Source organism: Flavobacterium sp. (assembly GCF_028689845.1).
GTDB lineage: Bacteria > Bacteroidota > Bacteroidia > Flavobacteriales > Flavobacteriaceae > Flavobacterium.
The window spans coordinates 53,777-73,523 of the sequence record NZ_JAQVCH010000008.1; the positions used below are offsets into that span (position 1 = coordinate 53,777).

General features: G+C 33.0%; 19 protein-coding genes. 12 read left to right on the forward strand and 7 right to left on the reverse strand.

Going from position 1 to position 19,747, the window contains the following annotated elements:
- Positions 1-3: 3 nt before the first annotated feature.
- From PHR76_RS04905 to hemA, 3 genes are read right to left on the reverse strand one after another with little or no spacing between them, the layout of a single operon-like run.
- Positions 4-1,746 carry a potassium transporter TrkG gene (locus tag PHR76_RS04905; RefSeq protein ID WP_300059152.1) on the reverse strand — a complete coding sequence of 581 codons (1,743 nt, stop codon included), beginning with the start codon at positions 1,744-1,746 and terminating at the stop codon, positions 4-6.
- A gap of 15 nt (positions 1,747-1,761) precedes the next feature.
- Positions 1,762-2,694 (reverse strand): hydroxymethylbilane synthase, encoded by a 933-nt coding sequence (hemC, locus tag PHR76_RS04910; protein ID WP_300059154.1) that lies wholly within the window; start codon positions 2,692-2,694, stop codon positions 1,762-1,764.
- Positions 2,691-3,947, reverse strand: coding sequence for a glutamyl-tRNA reductase (hemA, locus tag PHR76_RS04915; RefSeq protein WP_300059156.1), 1,257 nt, complete (start codon positions 3,945-3,947; stop codon positions 2,691-2,693). Before hemA ends, hemC begins: the two co-directional genes overlap by 4 nt.
- A gap of 218 nt (positions 3,948-4,165) precedes the next feature.
- On the opposite strand from hemA, the gene PHR76_RS04920 reads away from it, so the two are divergent.
- From PHR76_RS04920 to PHR76_RS04955, 8 genes are all read left to right on the forward strand, one after another.
- Entirely contained in the window at positions 4,166-5,032 is an 867-nt protein-coding gene (locus tag PHR76_RS04920) for an AraC family transcriptional regulator (protein ID WP_300059158.1), read from the forward strand.
- 11 nt (positions 5,033-5,043) lie between these two features.
- Entirely contained in the window at positions 5,044-6,081 is a 1,038-nt protein-coding gene (gene hemH / locus PHR76_RS04925; protein WP_300059159.1) for a ferrochelatase, read from the forward strand.
- Complete coding sequence (locus tag PHR76_RS04930) at positions 6,082-7,416, forward strand: MATE family efflux transporter (RefSeq protein ID WP_300059161.1); 1,335 nt, start codon at positions 6,082-6,084, stop codon at positions 7,414-7,416.
- A gap of 2 nt (positions 7,417-7,418) precedes the next feature.
- Positions 7,419-8,015, forward strand: coding sequence for a hypothetical protein (locus PHR76_RS04935; RefSeq protein ID WP_300059162.1), 597 nt, complete (start codon positions 7,419-7,421; stop codon positions 8,013-8,015).
- 5 nt (positions 8,016-8,020) lie between these two features.
- On the forward strand, positions 8,021-8,569 hold the full coding sequence (locus PHR76_RS04940) for a CopD family protein (protein ID WP_300059164.1): 549 nt from the start codon (positions 8,021-8,023) through the stop codon (positions 8,567-8,569).
- Between the two features lie 53 nt (positions 8,570-8,622).
- A complete protein-coding gene (locus PHR76_RS04945) occupies positions 8,623-10,056 on the forward strand; it encodes an ATP-binding protein (RefSeq protein WP_300059166.1) in 1,434 nt (477 codons plus the stop codon).
- A gap of 1 nt (position 10,057) precedes the next feature.
- Positions 10,058-10,843, forward strand: a complete 786-nt coding sequence (locus PHR76_RS04950; protein WP_300059168.1) for an enoyl-CoA hydratase-related protein — start codon at positions 10,058-10,060, stop codon at positions 10,841-10,843.
- 125 nt (positions 10,844-10,968) lie between these two features.
- Positions 10,969-12,483, forward strand: coding sequence for a S41 family peptidase (locus PHR76_RS04955; RefSeq protein ID WP_300059170.1), 1,515 nt, complete (start codon positions 10,969-10,971; stop codon positions 12,481-12,483).
- Positions 12,484-12,602: 119 nt separating this feature from the next.
- Here PHR76_RS04955 and PHR76_RS04960 read toward each other — a convergent pair whose 3' ends face one another.
- From PHR76_RS04960 to PHR76_RS04975, 4 genes are read right to left on the reverse strand one after another with little or no spacing between them, the layout of a single operon-like run.
- Positions 12,603-13,493, reverse strand: a complete 891-nt coding sequence (locus PHR76_RS04960; protein ID WP_300059172.1) for a T9SS type A sorting domain-containing protein — start codon at positions 13,491-13,493, stop codon at positions 12,603-12,605.
- 35 nt (positions 13,494-13,528) lie between these two features.
- The gene (locus PHR76_RS04965; protein WP_300059174.1) at positions 13,529-14,173 is read right to left on the reverse strand and encodes an HD domain-containing protein; all 645 of its coding nucleotides are present in this window, start codon (positions 14,171-14,173) and stop codon (positions 13,529-13,531) included.
- Positions 14,174-14,214: 41 nt separating this feature from the next.
- On the reverse strand, positions 14,215-15,204 hold the full coding sequence (locus PHR76_RS04970) for an acyl-ACP desaturase (RefSeq protein WP_300059176.1): 990 nt from the start codon (positions 15,202-15,204) through the stop codon (positions 14,215-14,217).
- 3 nt (positions 15,205-15,207) lie between these two features.
- Complete coding sequence (locus PHR76_RS04975; protein ID WP_300059178.1) at positions 15,208-15,942, reverse strand: lysophospholipid acyltransferase family protein; 735 nt, start codon at positions 15,940-15,942, stop codon at positions 15,208-15,210.
- 139 nt (positions 15,943-16,081) lie between these two features.
- Here PHR76_RS04975 and recA point away from each other — a divergent pair, with 139 nt between their 5' ends.
- The 4 genes from recA (at position 16,082) to PHR76_RS04995 (ending at position 19,614) form a co-directional block, all read left to right on the forward strand.
- Positions 16,082-17,083 (forward strand): recombinase RecA, encoded by a 1,002-nt coding sequence (recA, locus tag PHR76_RS04980; RefSeq protein ID WP_300059180.1) that lies wholly within the window; start codon positions 16,082-16,084, stop codon positions 17,081-17,083.
- A 93-nt stretch (positions 17,084-17,176) separates the two neighbouring features.
- On the forward strand, positions 17,177-17,584 hold the full coding sequence (locus PHR76_RS04985) for a hypothetical protein (RefSeq protein ID WP_300059182.1): 408 nt from the start codon (positions 17,177-17,179) through the stop codon (positions 17,582-17,584).
- Between the two features lie 18 nt (positions 17,585-17,602).
- Positions 17,603-18,145 carry a sigma-70 family RNA polymerase sigma factor gene (locus PHR76_RS04990; RefSeq protein ID WP_300059183.1) on the forward strand — a complete coding sequence of 181 codons (543 nt, stop codon included), beginning with the start codon at positions 17,603-17,605 and terminating at the stop codon, positions 18,143-18,145.
- Positions 18,142-19,614, forward strand: a complete 1,473-nt coding sequence (locus tag PHR76_RS04995; protein WP_300059185.1) for a hypothetical protein — start codon at positions 18,142-18,144, stop codon at positions 19,612-19,614. The genes PHR76_RS04990 and PHR76_RS04995 overlap by 4 nt, the downstream gene beginning before the upstream one ends.
- Positions 19,615-19,747 lie beyond the last annotated feature (133 nt).

Genomic DNA, 19,747 nt, shown 5'->3' on the forward strand with positions numbered 1-19,747 from the left:
CTATTAGTTAATTAAAATATTTTCTTTCGGATATTCATAAAATTGATGATTAATTTGACGAAGCAAGCCAATCATTAAATTGAGCATCCCAATTCTACCAATAAACATGGTGAGAATAATTACATACTTACTAGGCTCAGACATTGTAGACGTAAAATTTAAACTTAAGCCAACGGTACTATAAGCCGAGAAACATTCAAAAACAACGGTTAGTAAATCGGTGCCTTTTGGTTCTAAAATTAACAAGGCTAAGATAGCTAATCCAATAATGATTAAAGATATGCATAAAATAGCAAAGGCTCGAGCGGTAGATTCACTTGAAATTCTTCTTCCCATAATTTGGATTCTGCTTTTTCCTCTTGCAACGGAGTATACATTTAACATCGCCAAGGCAAAAGTACTCGTTTTAATACCACCTCCTGTAGAAGCTGGAGAGGCTCCAACCCACATTAAAAAAATAATAAACAACAAAGACGGAACGGTAAATTGAGAAAAATCAGTATGGTTAAACCCTGCAGTTCTTGGAGTGACCGCATTGAACGCCGTGGCAGTAAATTTACCGAAATAGGTGTCATGTAAATTTAGCGTGTTATTTGTTTCTGAAATCCATAAAAAAACAAATCCACCAATTAATAAAATTCCTGTCGTATAAATTACTATTTTAGAATTTAAGGTAATGATCCCTATTTGTTTATGTATTCTATTTCGATCAAAAAACTCTAAAACATAGGTTTTGATGTATTGATAAAAATTGAAAATTATATTATATCCTAAACCGCCAAAAACAATCAATAGAATAATTATCCACTGCATATAGTAATTAAACTGCATATAGCTTTCACTTAATCCATTTTCTATGGTGGAAAAACCTGCATTGCAAAAAGCAGATATAGAGTGAAAAACGGAAAAAAACAATTTATTATCTATTTCGGGCACATCAATAATAGACGAATATATAAATGCTGCACCTATTAATTCTAGGCTAATCGTAAAAACAACAACATTTAAAGCTGCTTTTAAAACATCTTTCATGGTGTCTTGTGCAATAAAATTACTCACATTTAAACCTTCTTTAAACGAAGAGCTTCCTCTAAAAAAGAAAGCAAAGAAAGAGGTAAAAGTTAAAATTCCTAAACCGCCAATTTGTATTAAGGAAATGATGATAGATTGACCAACAATAGTAAAATCAGTAGATGTATTTAACACTACCAAACCCGTTACACAAACAGCACTTGTTGCCGTAAAAAGAGCGTCTGTAAAAGTAATTCCATCAATAGTAGCACGTGGCAACATCAGTAAAAAAGAACCTATCAGGATGATGGCAAAAAAACTACCTACAAATACGATGGCAGGATTATAATACACTTCGTAGATATATCGTACCAAAATCATTAAACGAATAATAAAATAAAAAATTAAACCTACCTCTAGTATTGGTCTAATAATTTGTAAAACATCTAAATAATGTAAGTGTAATTTAGTGAGTGAAACCAGAATGGAGACAAAAATTAAAATCCCAATGATAAGCGAATTAACTAAAGCAACCTTTTTAATTTCTTTTTTTTTGGTATAATAATATTTAAAAATATTAAATACTAATAACGCAAAAGTAATGAAGACTAAGCCAATTAGTTTTGGAGCTTTATAGAGATGATTTACACTATAGCCAAAATCAAAAATGATGTAAGTCAATACAATTAAATCAAAAAACCGATAGATAATTTTAAGTATTGAATCTTTACGCATACTACAAATTGTGCTTTACTTTTCTAGAGAATTCTTAATGGTTTGCATTAAATCTGAGCCCCCATTATTTAAAATTTCTATTGCACAAAGTTCTCCAAAATTTTGATATAAATCGCTATTTATCTCTTTTTCTATCGAAAGCTTTTTTGTTCCATCTAACGAAAACAAAACACCTTTAAAGTGTATGGTGTTTTCCTGGTGATTTAGCGTAGCAAGTGCTCCAATGGGTGCCGAACAGCCTCCTTCTAAAACCTTTAAAAACTGTCTTTCAATATGCGTACAAATCGTTGCCTCTTGGTTATTTAACTGTGCTAAAGCTGCTCTTGAAAACGGGTCATTTTCCATCGCAACAACAACCATCGCTCCTTGAGCTGGAGCTGGAATCATCCAATCTAAATTGATAAATTGCTCGGGTTTTAAATTTATTCGTTCTAAACCGGCCGCAGCAAAAATGGCTCCGTTCCAAGAATTATCTTTTAATTTTTGCAATCGCGTATTCACATTTCCGCGTAAGTCAACTACTTGATGGTTGGAAAACCGATGTAACCATTGGGCTTTTCTTCTTAAACTTCCCGTAGCAATTGTTCCTATATTTTCCGCTTTCTCTGTAAAGGTTAAATCGCCTTTATGAACTAATATATCAAGTGTTGTCGCTCGTTCTAAAACCGCTGCTTGCACAATTCCTTTAGGTAAAGCGGTTGGAACATCTTTCATAGAATGAACAGCAATATCAACCTCGCCATTTAACATTGCAATGTCTAAGGTTTTAGTAAAAATTCCTGTAATTCCTAATTCGTATAAAGGTTTGTCTAAAATTAAATCACCTGTTGATTTTACCGCAATGATTTCTGTTTGATATCCTAAAGCGTGAAGTTTATTTTGAACCGTATGTGCTTGCCAAAGTGCTAATTCACTATCTCGGGTTCCGATTTTAATTATTTTACTCATTTTGAAACTGCTTCAATTTGAAAAACGCGTTCAATCCATTCGATACTCTCGTCAACGGTTGTGTTGTCGTCTTTTAAATGATTTGCAAAGTGCGTAGTGATTTTATGGATGAGTCGGTTACTGATAATTTCAGCTTGTTGCTCATCAAAATTGGTGATTTTTTTACGTTGAAAACTTAATTCATTATCTCTAATAACGTTGAGTTTTTCTTTTAAAGCATGAATTGTCGGTGCAAATTTTCGAGCTTTAATCCAAGAGGTGAATTCCAATTTGATTTCATCAATAATTGCTTCTGCAAAAGGAATTTGTTCTTTTCTTTTTTCTAACGTTACATCTGTTACTTGAGACAAGTAATCCATATGCACCAAGGTTACTCCTTCTAATTGTTTGACATTTTCATCTACATTTTTAGGAATAGATAAGTCTAAAATTAAAAGTGGTTTCTTAAGGTTTAATAAGGATTTATCTATTGTTGGATTTTGAGCACCCGTGGCAACTACAAGTACATCTGCCCGTTGAATTTCAACTTGTAAATCCATATAATCCTTAACGATTAAATTAAATTTACCTGCTATCTTTTCTGCTTTTGTTTTGGTACGGTTAATCAGCGTAATATTTTCGTTTTTGGTATGTTTCACAAGATTTTCACAGGTGTTTCTGCCGATTTTACCGGTGCCAAATAACAAAATGTTTTTGTTTGAGATATCAGAAACGGTGTTAAAAATATAATGAACCGCGGCAAAAGCAACCGAAGTGGCTCCGCTACATAATTCTGTTTCGTTTTTTACACGTTTGCTGGCTTGAATAACTGCATTAACTAATCGCTCTAAAAAAGAATTAACCAAATTGGCATTTTTGCTTTGCACAAAACCATTTCTAATTTGGCTGATAATTTCAAAATCACCTAAAATCTGACTGTCTAAACCTGTTCCTACACGAAACATAAAGTTAATGGCCTCATTGTTTTTATAAACATAGGCTACTTTTTGAAACTCTTCTATTGTTCCATTAGAATTATCACAAAGTAATTTGATTAGTTGAAATGGATGTTCTGCAAATCCATATATCTCTGTACGGTTACACGTTGAAATGAGAAACAAACTTTCTATACCTTCTTGTTTTGCTTGTTCTAAAACAGCTGTTTTGGCTTGCTCATCTAAACTAAATTTACCGCGAACCTCTGCATCTGCTTTCTTATAACTTAAGCCAACCGCATAAAACGTTTGAGACTTCAATCCTTTAATACTTTCCATAAATTCATTATCGGTGTAATGTTTGACAAAATTATAACGAACATTAGCAAAAAAATAACGCTCAAAGTTCTTTTTATATCGTTTAAAGATTTATTTTTGTTTTTGTTTAAAATGATTCTAAGTTAATAGCTTTTTAAGGAGCTAATAAGGTTTTTGTTTAGAATCATTCTAAATAAATAATTATCTAATCGATACATTATATACGAAAAAATACCGCTATGGGTTCAAATGAAGAAATAAAAATTGAAAACGATTTCTATTTGATTCGTTTTCAAAACGATACAGAGGAAACAATTGTGTATCAACGGCCAGTACATAATGAGTTGATTCAGTTTCATTATGGTTTAAAAGGAAAGGCAAAATTTGTATTTAATCAAGGGAATTATGCTTTGGATTTGCACGAAGAAAAATCACTTCTTTTTTATAATCCGCAAAAAGAACTCCCGGTTCACTTAGAAATTGGCCCTAATTCATGGATGATTTCAGTTTTAATTTCGATAAAAAAACTGCATTCGCTTTTTTCAACAGAAGCGGAACATATTCCGTTTTTGAGCCTTGAAAATAGAGAAAAAAAATATTATTCAGAAGAATCAATTAGTCCATCAATGGCTATTGTGCTGAATCAATTGTTTCATTATAATTTAAATTCTTCCATCAAAAACTTGTATTACAAAGGAAAAGGATATGAATTATTAAGCTTATACTTCAATCGAAACGAAGACCCAAATTCAGAATATTGTCCGTTCTTAATTGATGAAGAAAATTTAGCTAAAATTAAAAAAGCCAAAGAAATCATCGTTCGAAATATGGCAGAACCGCCTGGTTTACAAGAATTAGCAGACCTCGTTGGTCTAACTTTAAAAAAACTAAAAGTTGGCTTTAAACAAGTATATGGCGACAGTGTTTTTAGCTTTTTATTTGATTATAAAATGGAACAGGCTCGAAAAATGCTCGATTCTGGTTCGTATAATGTAAATGAAGTAGGTATCCAAATTGGATACAGCACGTCCAGCCATTTTATTGCCGCTTTCAAGAAAAAATTTGGTACAACTCCAAAAAAGTACCTCATGTCTTTAATAAATTAATTGCTAAAAAAATGAAAAAAGGAGTATTATTAGTCAACTTGGGCTCACCCGAAAGCCCAACCGCAAAGGATGTTAAACCTTATTTAGATGAGTTTTTAATGGATAAATACGTTATTGACGTTCCGTTTTTATTACGAGCTCTCTTAGTAAGAGGAATAATTTTACAAACTAGGCCAAAAAAATCGGCAGCAGCTTACAAAAAAATTTGGTGGGAAGAAGGTTCTCCGTTAATTGTGTTGTCTAAACGATTGCAATCTAAAATTCAAAAACTAGTGAGTATTCCAGTTGAATTAGCCATGCGGTATGGAAACCCAAGTATTGAAAGTGGTTTACAAAAATTGAGTGACCAAGGAATTACCGAAGTCTTATTGTTTCCGCTATACCCACAATATGCAATGGCCTCTACGCAAACTATTTTAGTTTTAGCGGAAGAATTGCGAAAAAAGAAATTTCCACACATCACTTTTACGATCGTTCCCACATTTTATAACCATCCCGATTATATCAGAGATTTATCAAATTCCATCCAAAAACATTTGGAAGGATTTGATCATGATCATCTTTTATTTTCGTATCACGGAATTCCAGAACGACACATTCGAAAAACAGATGTCACAAAAAGTCATTGTAAAATTGACGGAAGTTGTTGTAACACGCCTTCGCCAGCTCATGAATTTTGCTATCGCCACCAGTGTTATGAAACCACAAAGCAAGTTGTTAAATTATTGGGAATTGAAGAGGGGAAATACAGTCAAACGTTTCAATCGCGTCTAGCTGGAGATAAATGGCTCACTCCTTATACCGATACGGAAATAAACAAAATGCCTGCCAAAGGAATTAAAAAATTGGCGGTGGTAACCCCAGCTTTTGTATCTGATTGTTTAGAAACTTTAGAAGAAATTGCAATGGAAGCCAACCACCAATTTAAAGAAAATGGTGGCGAAGAATTTAAAGCAATTCCGTGTTTAAATGACGATGATAATTGGTCTAGAACCTTAAGCCGCTGGATAGATCAATGGGCTTTTGCCGAACAAGAAATTCAAGTTTAAATGGCAAAATCTTCGGGAGCTTTAGGCTCAGAAAACATAAAAACCTTACTTTTCAAACAAGCGGTTCCGGCTTCCATTGGCATTTTATTTATGTCGGTGAATATCTTAATTGACACCATTTTTGTGGGTCAATGGATTGGTTCGTTGGCTATTGCTGCTGTTTCAGTTGTTTTACCAATTACTTTTTTAATTTCCTCATTAGGAATGGCTTTAGGAATTGGAGGTAGCTCCATAATTTCAAGAGCTTTGGGTGGTAATAATCGTGAAAAAGCACTCAAGACGTTTGGAAATCAAATTATGTTAACGTTGAGCTTGTCAGTCATTACCGTAGTTATTGGGTCTTTTTACTCCGAAGAAGTTTTATTGCTTTTTGGAGCGAATGGCGAAATCATGAAACCTGCAAAAGAATTTTTTATGCCCGTTTTATTTGGCGTTCCTTTTTTAGCGTTATGCATGATGGGAAACACGGTCATTAGAGCCGAAGGAAAACCTAAATTCGCAATGATTGCGATGATTATTCCCGCCTTTTGTAATATTATCTTAGATATTATTTTTATCAAATTTTTAAATTTAGGAATGTTTGGAGCGGCTTTAGCTACTTCCATTTCCTATTTTATGTGTTTCGCCTTTATTCTTTGGTTTTTTATTTATAAAAGTGATCTTCGATTACATTTAAATCATTTTAATTTTAATTTTAAAATTGTATCCGAAATCACTTCTTTAGGCTCTGTAACCTTTGCCCGTCAAGGCGTGGTGGCTATTTTATCGATTATTTTAAATCATACCTTATTTGTTTATGGAGGCGAACATTCTGTGGCTGTATACGGAATTATAAGCCGCATGCTGATGTTTGCTTTATTCCCAATATTAGGCGTTACACAAGGATTTTTGCCCATTGCAGGCTATAACTATGGAGCAGAAAATTTTGAACGTGTCAAAGAAACCATTTCAATTTCTATAAAATGGTCTGCAGGTTTAGCGACCATTATTTTTATTGCGATTTTGATTTTTGCCGAATCAATTGTGGGTGTCTTTTCAAATGATGCGGCAATTATAAAAGAAACTCCTAATGCGTTGCGATTGGTTTTTGCAGCGTCACCAATCATCGCCATTCAACTCATTGGAGCAGCCTATTTCCAAGCGGCCGGAAAAGCCATTCCTGCTCTATTACTTACATTAACTAAACAAGGGTTTTTCTTGATTCCTTTGATATTGATTCTGCCTAATTATTACGGTGTTTTTGGAATATGGATTTCTTTTCCAATTGCTGATATTTTAGCTACCTTAGTCACTGGATTGTATTTAAAGAGAGAAATGATTCGAAAATTAATTTAAAAATGAAACGTTTTTTGTCCCTACTGGTTTTCCTTTTTTCACTGTATTCTTGCAGTGTGCCAAATTATTATGTAGAAAACAAAACACAAGATTTTGGTGTTGATTTCACTAACGGAAAATGGATGTTGAATAAAATTGATGCTCCTCTTCAGGTAGAAGACAAATTAAAAAAGAACGCCTTGCACGATTTTAAAGCATTACTTGACGACCGTTTAATAGCTATCGAAGATGTTAAAGGCCAACTTTTGCCAAAGAAAATTCCTTTACAACCCACGAAAGAAACATTAAAAGAATTGAAAATTGGTACTAATTTTGATTACATTATCAACCTCAAAGCGTCTAATCTTAAACAAGATTTTGATAGTGTTTCATTAACGAACCATAAATTCCAAAATGGCGAAATAAATAGTAATGAGGTGATTATAGAAATATATGATTTATCACTCTTAGAAATAATTTACAGTCAAAAAGTTATTGGTTCCGCTTCAATACCTGAAAACAGTTCGAGCGACGTGCATTTTTCTAAATCATCAAATTCTTTAATTTTGGGGGCTTATAAAAAGCTGATGAAAGAACTGAAAAACAAATCAATAAAATAAAATTTATGGAATATGACTATATAAAATCCTTGCATTTAATATTTGTAATCACTTGGTTTGCCGGGCTTTTTTATGTTGTTCGCTTGTTTGTTTATCATGCTGAAGCGAAACAAAAACCGCAACCGGAACAAGATATACTCATCAAACAATACCAATTAATGCAATACCGGTTGTGGTATATCATTACGTGGCCAAGTGCCGTTCTAGCAAGTATATTTGGCTTTTGGCTGATTTTTTTCACGCCTATCGGAAAAGCTTGGCTACAAATGCCTTGGATGCATGTGAAACTAGGATTTGTTTTCTTATTGTATATTTATCATGCCAAATGCCATCAGTTTTATTTACAATTACAAAAAAATGAAGTTAAAAAATCTTCTAATTTTTTTAGATTATGGAATGAAGGAGCTACACTAATTTTATTTGCGGTCGTGTTTTTGGTTATCTTAAAAAGTGCAATAAATTGGATTTATGGCGTGATTGGTGTTTTTGTGTTTTCAATCCTCATCATGCTTGGCTTTAAGTTTTATAAAAAAATACGAGAACGAAACGAGTGAAATTATCTAAAAAAATAAGCCATCTCTCTCTTCGAGTTAGAATTTTCATTTCGATGATTTTACTAACCGTGATTTCTTCGATTTTAATTGCTTCCGTTTCCATTTATCAATTTCGAAATGAAGCAAAAGATTACCATCGCGAACGCCTTGAACGAAAAGAAAATGCCATTAAGGAACACATTAATTATATTTTAAACACCACAACTTATCCGTTAACAACAGAAAATATTCCGTTAATTTTTTCAGAACGAGATAAAATACATGAACTTGCTGATATTCATGGTTTAGAAATTAATTTATTTGATTTAGAAGGCCGACTTTTAAAGTCGTCAAAATCTTCTTTTGCCGTCGATGAGGAACCAAAATCAATTGATATTTATATTGTCAAACTAGTACAATCAAGCATGGACAAACGCTATGTGGAAGTAAAAGAAATTGATGGTGTAAAAAACCTTTCTTCCTTTAGTGAAGTAAAAGACACACAATTTAAACCACTGGCAATTTTAAACCTCCCTTATATTGAAGATGATGGCTATTATGAACGAGAATTACAAAAATTTTTAGTCCGTTTTGGTCAAGTATATACTTTTATGCTGATACTTTCTGGCGTTTTGGCTTATTTTTTATCGAGTTATATTACGAAATCGCTCAAAACTATTTCAGATAAATTAATCAAAACGCAACTCAATAAAAACAATGAAAAAATTGAATTAGAGGCTAGTAGTAGTGAAATTGAATTGTTGGTGGAATCGTATAATAGTATGGTTGATAAATTAGAGGAAAGTGCCATTAAACTTGCACAAAGTGAACGGGAACAAGCGTGGAGAGAAATGGCCAAACAAGTGGCCCATGAAATAAAAAATCCACTAACGCCGATGCGTTTAACAGTTCAAAGTTTTCAGCGAAAATTTGACCAAAACGACCCAAATATCATCACTAAATTAGATGATTACACTAAAACCATCCTACAACAAATTGACACCATGAGTGCTGTAGCCGGTGCTTTTTCTAATTTTGCTTCTATGCCAGCTCAACAAAATGAAGAAATTAATGTGGTCAAAATAATTCAATTGGCTCTTGAAATATTTAATGAAAACTTCCTTTATTTTAAACCAGAAAAAGAAGAAATCTTAACGGTGATGGACAGAACACAACTTATTCGTGTCATTACCAATTTAGTTAAAAATGCGATTCAATCCATACCCGAAGAAAATAAAAATCCGTTCGTAGAAATTGAAGTTTACCAAGAAAGCGAAACGATAATTATTAAAGTAAAAGATAATGGTTCTGGCATAGCCGACGAGAATAAGGCATATGTTTTTGAACCAAAATTCACAACCAAAACCAGCGGAATGGGCTTAGGGTTAGGAATTATAAAAAAAATTATTGAAAACTATCACGGAACCATAACTTTTAAATCTGAACTCCATGTAGGGACAGAATTTATGGTTTCTTTACCACTGAATACAAACGTAAAAATAAATTAAAATGAGGCAATTTGAAAACCTAGAAATTGAAAGAGAAAACGGAATCACCGTAATTACAATCAACAGACCAACAAAATTAAATGCGTTAAATAAAGCAACGATTGAGGAGCTTCACCATGCTTTTGAGACAGAAAATAAAAATCAGGAAACGCGAGTTATTATTCTAACTGGAAGTGGCGAAAAAGCCTTTGTGGCAGGAGCCGATATTTCGGAATTTGCAAATTTTTCGGTTGAAAATGGAGGGAAATTAGCAGCAAAAGGACAAGAACTATTGTTTGATTTTGTTCAAAATCTTACTACTCCAGTAATTGCAGCCGTAAACGGTTTTGCACTTGGCGGCGGATTAGAATTGGCCATGGCTTGTCATTTTAGAGTAGCCTCTGAAAATGCCAAAATGGGATTGCCAGAAGTTACCTTAGGTGTCATTCCTGGTTATGGGGGAACACAACGTTTGCCACAATTGGTTGGAAAAGGAAGAGCGATGGAAATGATTATGTCTGCCGTGATGATTGATGCCGAAACAGCTAAAAATTATGGTTTAGTAAACCACGTAGTGCCACAAGCAGAATTAGTAAAATTCACCAAAGGAATTGCGGCTAAAATTGCTAGAAATTCTGCTACTGCAATTGCCAGAGCGATTGAAGCGGTTAATGCCAACTACATCGATGGAATAAATGGTTATGAATCAGAAATCAAAAACTTTGGGGCTTGTTTTGGAACAGCAGATTTTAAAGAAGGAACAACTGCCTTTTTGGAAAAAAGAAAAGCCGTTTTTTCCGGAAAGTAGATACCATTATTAGCATCAAATATTATAAATTGTAATAACAAAATTAAAAATAGAAGAAAAGTATATTTAGAAGCTGTCCGTTACATTACTGAAACACCCTAAAAATCAAAAGCTTAATAAAACAAATGAAATATATTTTAACTATTACAGCTTTTTTCATCTTAACAAATAATTTATTTGCCCAAGAGGATTATGAACACAAAATTGGCTACACCAACCTAAAATTAGATTTAGATTTCTTTTGCAACATCAGAAAGAAAGCAAATTCGGGTTTGTATAAATACCGAACAGTTGCACAAACAGACAGCATAGAAAAACAAGCGTATAAAAAACTTTCCGACGAAACAACGTTGAGAGAATTTTTTAATATCATCAGCGAATTGACAGATTTTGAAGGAAGTTTACATAACGATGTTTCATTTTCACAAAAAATCGTAAAACAGGTAATTGCAGACTCTGTTTATTTCCCTATACCAATTAAAGTTATAGCTGGAAAAATACGTGTAAATAGCAAAGAATCTATCATCCCATTAGGAGCAGAAATACTGTCAATAAATGGAATAAATGCCGAAGAAATATTAAAATTCAATTCTATTTACTATACAACCGACGGTTTTAGCTTTACTGCCAAATTATTTGCTCAAGACGGAGGTTTTGCCGCTTACTTATTCTATTCATTAGGTAAAATGACAGAATACAAAGTGCTGTTTCAAACAACCTCAGATAGTGAAATTAAAGAAGCCATCATTAAACCAGTAATTGGTAAAACATTTTCAGATAATTATAAAAAGAGGCATTCAATTGCTTTGGATAGTATTTCCAAAAGCAGCACACGATTGCCATATAGTTTTGAAATTATAAATGAAAATACTGCAAAATTGAATCTTCATTCTTTTATAATTGGAAACAATGCAAAAGACCCCAAACATTTGCAGTTTGTTACTTTTTTAGATAGCTGCTTTATTTCTATTAAACACAATTCTAATATTAAAAATTTAATTGTTGATGTAAGAAATAATGGAGGCGGAAACGACCCAAATGATGTGGTTGCGTTTTCATATTTAGCCAACAAACCGTTTCAAGAAAACATAAAGGCATTTTCTAATTTCGTAAAAATACCAAGTTGGAAAAATGTTGACCATAAAGCGTTCTTTTTGAAACGAATTATAGCTAAATGGATTTATCAAAAAGAGTTGCGAAAAGAATTCCCAATTGCTAAAGACAATGTTTTTTATCAGGGAAACTGTAGTGATAACACTTTAAGAAATCCAAATGAAAATGCATTTAAAGGTCAGATTTACCTACTTATTAACCCAAAAGTAGCATCTGCGGCTAGTTTATTTGCCGCCTTGGTTGCAGGAAACACAAATGCTATTGTTGTAGGACAAGAAACAGGTGGAGGTTACTATGGACATAATGGTCATACTCCGATGGCATATATTTTACCTAATAGTAAAATAAAATATGAGTTTTCAATTGTAAACCTCAATCAAGACGTTCCTTTCAAAGAAAAACAACCTTTTGGAAGAGGTGTAATTCCTGACTACAACATTGAGCAAACATTACCAGATTTTTTAAATAATAAAGATACGCAAATGGAATTTTTACTGAAACTTATTGAAACAAAGCAAACTAAATAGGCGAACACACAACAGCCGTTCTTATGTAATGTACCATTAAGTTTTTAATAACTTTGAGAGAGGGTTCTATTTAGGTTTAAAAAAAGAAATAGATTAAAACCTTTTGCATAGAGAGGCTATTATTCTGAATTTATTTTGAAGATTTTACGTTGTTCAAAATCATCCTGAAGAAGGAGAATGTATATTCCAGCTTGAAATTCATCTAATGACAAAAAGACACTGTTTTTTTGATTATTAATAATCGTTTTTAATTTTTGTCCATTTATAGAAAAAAGCTCTATCGATTTGATATGCTCTATATTCTGTAATTTAAAACTGTTTTTTTGGTCTGCCCTTATAATCTTAATTTTCGAAAAAAATGAGCTTTGCACTTTTAGCGGAAGATAATCACACGAATTAATCGAATCTAATTGAGCATAAACTAGCATTTCATCTTTGAAATAACAGCTCAATTGCCCAGCTCCATTAATGTCTGCCTCACCTCCAGGAGCATTAATAATTGATTTTGAACCTATTCCTTCTATCCAAACTACGGGATAAGTTGCAATGGTATTCGATTCGGTGGGTGAAAAATAAAAATGCCTATATTCCATGTTATTAACTACCGGTTTCATTCGGATAGAATCCAATTGAAATTCGCCTCCAATTTCTGGAAATGGACTTATCGGATTTTTCATTTCAAAAACATCGCCTTCGTCTAAAGAAAAATCATATAATAAAAATTCTCGTGTATAGGTTGGAAATATTTTTTTTAGATACACTTTTTTCTCTGAAACACTTTCTTTAAGCAAAAAAGTTCTAGATATATAATGATATCCATCTAAAATTTTATAATTTTCTCCATTCACTAAAGTGTCACCATTGGTATAATAAACATCGGTTAAACAACCCGAATAACAAGTAGTAAAATGCCATTGATTTGATGTTGCGAGCATAGGTTGATAGGGCTGACTCAAACAAGGTTTGCCATTCAACACTAACACCAAGATAATTAAAAGTAGCTTTTTCAACTTTAATTGTTTTTAATTGAATGCTTATCGCAATTTTAGAACTGTCCGTCCCATTCTGCATAAAATTGAGATAAAAATCTCACCATATAATTATGGCGATCTTCTGCTAATTTTTTGCCTGTATCGGTATTCATTTTATCTTTTAAAAGCAACAGTTTTTCATAAAAATGATTCAACGTAGGAGCATTATTGTTTTTATACGCTTCTTTATCCATTTTTAAATTAGGTGCAATTTCAGGATTATAAATTGGCCTATTTTTAAAGCCTCCATAATTAAACATTCGGGCAATTCCAATCGCTCCTAAAGCATCCAAACGATCAGCGTCTTGAATAATTTCTAATTCTTTGGATGTAAATTGCTGCTCAAAATTGCCGCCTTTATAGGAAATGTTCTGGATAATTAGAATCACATGTCCAATTATTTCTTCTGGAACTTGTTGTTTTTCTAGAAAGTCTCGAGCAATTTTAGGGCCAATAGTTTCGTCACCATCATGAAATTTACTATCTGCTATATCATGAAGTAAAGCTCCTAGTTTGACCACTTCTAAATTACAGGTTTCGTTTTCTGAAATCAAAAGTGCATTTCGAAAAACGCGTTGCACATGAAACCAATCATGACCTCCTTCGGCACATTGGAGTTGTTCTTTAACGAAAAATATCGTTTTATCTATTATGGACATACAAATTTAGCTTTGACAAAGATAAGTTGGAATTTTTGCGTTTATTTAATTAAAGCGGGCTGCACCCATTTAAAAATATGACTTTCTTGCGGAATCACTAATCGTTCTGAAACTCTAGCCATTCGAGCAGGTAATTTCATTAAAAAATCTCTTGCTTTTTCTGCTTCATCCGTTAGCCCAACAATTTTATCAATTTCCCATTTATCAATCAATTTTTGCATGATTTCTACATAATCGTTGGCTGTATAAACTCCAATTCGTTGAGCAGAATCAGAAAATTGTTCAAAAGCGGTACTTATTTTTTGACCAGATTCTCGTAAAAAATGAGCAGGCATCACAATTTTTTGCTTCATCATATATTGAAACGCCAACATCATTTCACTTGGGTCTACTTTAAAAATTTGGTTGATAAATTCGGCATAAGCCATGTGGTGACGCATTTCATCTCCAGCAATTAACTTACACATTTTTGACAATTTATTATCCCCATATTTTTTTGCCATTTGTGCTACCCGATTGTGCGATACATAGGTTGCTAATTCTTGGAAACTAGTATATACAAAGTTTTTATAGGGATCTCTTCCGGTGCCAATGTCAAAACCGTCATTAATTAAATGTTGGGTAGTCATTTCTATTTCTCGCATGTTTACGCGACCTGATAAATACAGGTATTTGTTGAGCACATCGCCATGACGATTCTCTTCGCCAGTCCAACTTCTAATCCATTTTGACCAACCATTTCGTTCTACATTGTCAACGCCTTCTACTTCCATCAACCAAGATTCATAGGTAGGCAAAGCTTCTTCTGTGATGGTATCACCAACTAATACAACCCAAAAATCGTATGGTAAATCCTTAGCGATTTCGCGGAGCTCTTTCACTTCCTCAAAAAAGTTTTCATTTTCAGAATCAGGTAACAAATCAGTGGGTTGCCAAATTTTTTCGACAGGAATTAGGTAATCCTCTACATACGTATCAACTTTTTTTTCTAGAAGTTGCATAACTTCTAAGCGAATGTTTTTAATAGACATAATTTAAATTTTTATTCCGTTTACTACGGCATTTTCTGTTCGTGTTATAATTTCTTCAAATGACAAATCTTTTATAAAAAACGGCTCCTGAATAGTATGGGTAATTCTAACTCCTAAACCAAGTGGAAATTGTCCATAACGAACCATTTTCCATGAATTATTAATTGATATTGGAACAATACAAGCCGAGGGAGCATATTTGCACAATATTTTTAGTCCGCTTTCTGAAAACTTTTTAGGAACTCCCGTTTTGCTTCTTGTTCCCTCTGGGAAAATAACGGTTGACCGATTGTATTTTTCAATATACTCTCCCATTTTCTTTATTTCCGCCAAAGCTTGTTTCGAATCTTTTCTATCTATTAAAACGGAACCTCCATGTCTTAAATTATACGAAACGCTCGGAATTCCTTTTCCTAATTCTTTTTTGCTCACAAATTTGGGGTGCCATTTCCGCATAAACCAAATAATCGGAATAATGTCATATAAACTTTGATGGTTGGCCACGATGATTAATGGCACATCATTCGGTAATTTTTCTCTTCCTTTAAAGGAATAAGTAGTTCCTAATACATGCGTGTTGCGAACTAAAAAAAAATTTAAAATTGCAACACTACGTTGGTGTGCTTCATAACCAAAAAGATTTATACAAATCCATTGAATCGGATGAAATACACATAATATTGCTAAAAAGAGCAGATAATATAGGGCCGAAATTGGATACGAAATCAGTTTTAGCATAGTACTACATAAAGTCTTCAAAAGTACGTAAACTAATTTAAATAGCAGAAACTGATTTGTGGAAAAATAATTTAATGACACATTGAAAAAAGAAGTATTTTTACAGAAACAATTGTAAATACATTTAAAGCCAACTATTATGAGTTCAGACAAAGAAGCCAAATTAAAAGCCCTGCAATTAACGTTAGACAAATTAGACAAAACATACGGTAAAGGAACCGTTATGAAAATGGGAGACAAAGCCGTTGAAGAAGTAGAGACCATCTCTTCTGGTTCGCTAGGTCTCGATTTAGCCTTAGGCGTAAATGGTTATCCCAAAGGGAGAGTCATCGAAATATATGGCCCAGAATCTTCGGGTAAAACTACGTTAACACTTCATGCTATTGCAGAAGCTCAAAAAGCAGGAGGCATTGCTGCTTTTATTGATGCAGAACATGCTTTTGACCGAAATTATGCACAAAAATTAGGTGTTGATATTGAAAATTTAATTATTTCTCAGCCCGACAACGGAGAACAAGCTTTAGAAATTGCTGAAAACTTAATTCGTTCTGGAGCGATTGACATTGTAGTAATTGACTCCGTAGCAGCCTTAACTCCAAAAAGTGAAATTGAAGGAGAAATGGGTGATTCTAAAATGGGATTGCACGCTCGATTAATGTCGCAAGCCTTACGTAAACTAACGGCAACTATTAGCAAAACAAATTGTACCGTATTTTTCATCAACCAATTGCGAGAAAAAATAGGGGTGATGTTTGGAAATCCTGAAACAACTACGGGTGGAAATGCCTTGAAGTTTTATGCTTCTATTCGATTAGACATTAGACGTTCTTCGCAAATTAAAGATGGCGAAAACGTGATTGGAAACCGAACCAAGGTTAAAGTTGTTAAAAACAAAGTAGCTCCGCCTTTTAGAACTGCCGAATTTGATATTATGTACGGCGAAGGAATTTCTAAAACTGGGGAAATTTTAGATTTAGCAGTAGAATTTGAAATTATCAAAAAATCGGGTTCATGGTTTAGTTATGGCGAAACCAAACTAGGACAAGGACGAGACGGCGTGAAAGCCTTGATTAAAGACAATCCTGAGCTAGCCGATGAATTAGAAATTAAAATTAAAGCAAAAATTAAAGAAGCTGAATAATAAGTAAAACCCGAAATTTCTCGGGTTTTTTTATTTTAGTACGCAACCTTTAATCCGTTTTTGCATCTTAGAAACGTAGAAAACAAAGATGAAATGAAAAACATTTTAGGAATCATCATGCTACTTTTCTTCTTCAATTCTTGTAGTGTTGAAGAAGATCCGAGCTATCATTATGAAATATTACCGGTAACCAATTATGAAATGCCAGAATCATTTGTTTTAAACGAGCCGCAACCTATCAAGGTTTATTACCAAAGACCTTCGTCATGCCATGCATTTCAGGGTTTTTATTTTGAAGTAGAAGGTAATCAGCGAACCATTGCCGTTCAAACCATCGTTTCCCATTCACAACAGTGTACGCCCTACGATAACAATGTGCAAGAAGCTTCGTTTACTTTCACACCAAAAAGTTTGCAAACGTATTTGTTTAAATTTTTTAAAGGCTATGATGAAGAGGGAAATGCAACCTATGATATTATTGAAATTCCAGTGAGCAATTAACAAGAAAAGAATATAAAATTGGGTTTAGAGCTACTCATAAAAGATTGTAAGAACAAAAATACAAAAGCACAAGAACAATTATATAGATTATTTTCATCTAAATTGTTTCAAATCTGCTTGAAGTATTCAAGAAGTTATGTCGAAGCTCAAGATAACCTACAAGATGGCTTTTTGTTAATCTTTGAAAAAATCAACCAGTATGAATTTAAAGGTTCTTTTGAAGGTTGGATAAAGCGGGTGATGATTAATCATATTCTTCAAAAATACAGATCTGTTTCAATTTTTGAAATTGTAACCGAGAATTTTCCTGAAACGATTGATGTTGAAATGGATGAGGAAGAAGTTTCTATGGATTATTTATTAAAGATTGTACAAGAACTACCCGATCGGTACCGAATGGTCTTTAATTTATATGTTTTTGATGATTATTCACATAAAGAAATTGCAGCCATGATGGAAATTTCCATCGGAACTTCTAAATCAAATTTAGCCCGAGCGAAGATGATTTTAAAAGAAAAAATAGAAAATCAGGCGTCTAATAAAATGTACGAAGCCAAATGAAAAATAAGAAAAATTTAGAGCGATTATTTCAAGAACAATTCAAAGATTTTAATGAAAATCCGCCAGAAATTGTTTGGGAAAATATTCAAGAAAAACTACAGGAAAAAGAAAAGAAACGAAGAGTTATTCCAATTTGGTGGCGACTTGGTGGTATTGCAGCTTTGTTTATGTTGGGCATTTTAGGAATTCGTTCACTATATGATTCAAATACAATTTCCGTTGAAAACCCCGTGGTAATTGAGAAAAATAGAAGTCCTAAAAATCCCATTTTAACTCCGCAAGAAAATCCTATCAAAGAAGGCGAAAATGTGAGCCAAGCCGAAAATGAAAACGCTTCTAAAACAACTACTAATTCATTGATTGAAGCAAAATCAAATTCGCGTTTTGAAAAAAATATTCCAGATGAATCTTCTACTCAGATAGTCAATGTGAATACTAAAACGTTGAACAAAAAAACAAGTCTTAAAGCAAACAATCCCAATCAAAACGCAGATAAACAGGAAAGTATGGCCCAAAGTAATTTGGCAAAAAACATCAATTCAACAGAAGCTAAAAATCAAAAAAATAAATCAGAATTATCATCTAATTCTAATACTGAAAAATCGGAAAAGCCTAAAAATGATAAGCCTTTTGAATTAATTGAAAACCTGTTAGTTCAACAGAAAAATACAGTAGATTCAACTCAAACTTCTGCCTTGGCAGAAAATCAAGTTGAGCCTAATGCGTTGGAAGAATTGCTAAAAGAAAAAGAAGAAAATCAAAAACCAAAAGTCGAACCTAAACTAAACAGATGGCAAATCTCTACGGCGGTTGCTCCTGTTTATTTAGGTTCCTCTTCCAACGGTTCTCCAATCGATGCCGATTTTGCAAACAATCCAAAAGACTACAAAAACACCATAAGTTATGGTTTAGGAGTTAATTATGATGTAAATCAGAAGTTTTCATTGCGAACAGGTGTGAGTAATCTTTCCTTGAGTTATGCCACAGAGGATGTTTATTTTTATCCTAATATAAATGCAAGAGGCATCACTACTTTAAATTACAGTTCACAAGGAGCCCCAATTAATGTGCAGGATTTTTCGGCTAACAATGAGATTCAAGTCGTTCAAAGTGGAGCAATTACGCAACAAATGAATTATATTGAAGTCCCATTTGAACTTACCTATAAAGTGTTAGACAAAAAATTTGGTATTCAATTAATTTCTGGATTTAGTACTTTATTCTTGAACAACAATGATTTAATGGTTGTTTCAGAAGGATTTTCTGCTCAATTAGGTGAAGCAACAAATTTAAATCAAATTCATTTTAGCACCAATGTCGGTTTAGGTTTTCGGTATATTTTTTGGAAATCATTTCAAGCCAATTTTGAACCAACTTTTAAATACCAACTCAATACATTTAGCAGTAATGATGGCGGATTTCAACCCTATTTCATTGGATTGTATTCTGGTATTAGTTATCGTTTTTAAGCATCGTAGCATTCGTTTTTTTGTTATAAAGTTTAGTTAAGTTTGTTGTTACTTTAATGCCAACTGTAATAACGCATCAAGAGCACTTCGGTTAGAGTGCTCTTTTTTTTATACCTTCCCGTCAAATTAGTCA

What these genes read in the sequence shown, in the direction of transcription:
- PHR76_RS04930 (WP_300059161.1), top strand. Translation starts at nt 6,082, where the DNA reads ATGGCAAAATCTTCGGGAGCTTTAGGCTCAGAAAACATAAAAACCTTA.
- PHR76_RS04935 (WP_300059162.1), top strand. Translation starts at nt 7,419, where the DNA reads ATGAAACGTTTTTTGTCCCTACTGGTTTTCCTTTTTTCACTGTATTCT.
- PHR76_RS04920 (WP_300059158.1), top strand. Translation starts at nt 4,166, where the DNA reads ATGGGTTCAAATGAAGAAATAAAAATTGAAAACGATTTCTATTTGATT.
- PHR76_RS04950 (WP_300059168.1), top strand. Translation starts at nt 10,058, where the DNA reads ATGAGGCAATTTGAAAACCTAGAAATTGAAAGAGAAAACGGAATCACC.
- PHR76_RS04955 (WP_300059170.1), top strand. Translation starts at nt 10,969, where the DNA reads ATGAAATATATTTTAACTATTACAGCTTTTTTCATCTTAACAAATAAT.
- PHR76_RS04985 (WP_300059182.1), top strand. Translation starts at nt 17,177, where the DNA reads ATGAAAAACATTTTAGGAATCATCATGCTACTTTTCTTCTTCAATTCT.
- PHR76_RS04965 (WP_300059174.1), bottom strand. Translation starts at nt 14,173, where the DNA reads ATGTCCATAATAGATAAAACGATATTTTTCGTTAAAGAACAACTCCAA.
- hemA (WP_300059156.1), bottom strand. Translation starts at nt 3,947, where the DNA reads ATGGAAAGTATTAAAGGATTGAAGTCTCAAACGTTTTATGCGGTTGGC.
- PHR76_RS04940 (WP_300059164.1), top strand. Translation starts at nt 8,021, where the DNA reads ATGGAATATGACTATATAAAATCCTTGCATTTAATATTTGTAATCACT.
- recA (WP_300059180.1), top strand. Translation starts at nt 16,082, where the DNA reads ATGAGTTCAGACAAAGAAGCCAAATTAAAAGCCCTGCAATTAACGTTA.
- PHR76_RS04945 (WP_300059166.1), top strand. Translation starts at nt 8,623, where the DNA reads ATGATTTTACTAACCGTGATTTCTTCGATTTTAATTGCTTCCGTTTCC.
- PHR76_RS04970 (WP_300059176.1), bottom strand. Translation starts at nt 15,204, where the DNA reads ATGTCTATTAAAAACATTCGCTTAGAAGTTATGCAACTTCTAGAAAAA.
- PHR76_RS04975 (WP_300059178.1), bottom strand. Translation starts at nt 15,942, where the DNA reads ATGCTAAAACTGATTTCGTATCCAATTTCGGCCCTATATTATCTGCTC.
- hemC (WP_300059154.1), bottom strand. Translation starts at nt 2,694, where the DNA reads ATGAGTAAAATAATTAAAATCGGAACCCGAGATAGTGAATTAGCACTT.
- PHR76_RS04905 (WP_300059152.1), bottom strand. Translation starts at nt 1,746, where the DNA reads ATGCGTAAAGATTCAATACTTAAAATTATCTATCGGTTTTTTGATTTA.
- hemH (WP_300059159.1), top strand. Translation starts at nt 5,044, where the DNA reads ATGAAAAAAGGAGTATTATTAGTCAACTTGGGCTCACCCGAAAGCCCA.
- PHR76_RS04995 (WP_300059185.1), top strand. Translation starts at nt 18,142, where the DNA reads ATGAAAAATAAGAAAAATTTAGAGCGATTATTTCAAGAACAATTCAAA.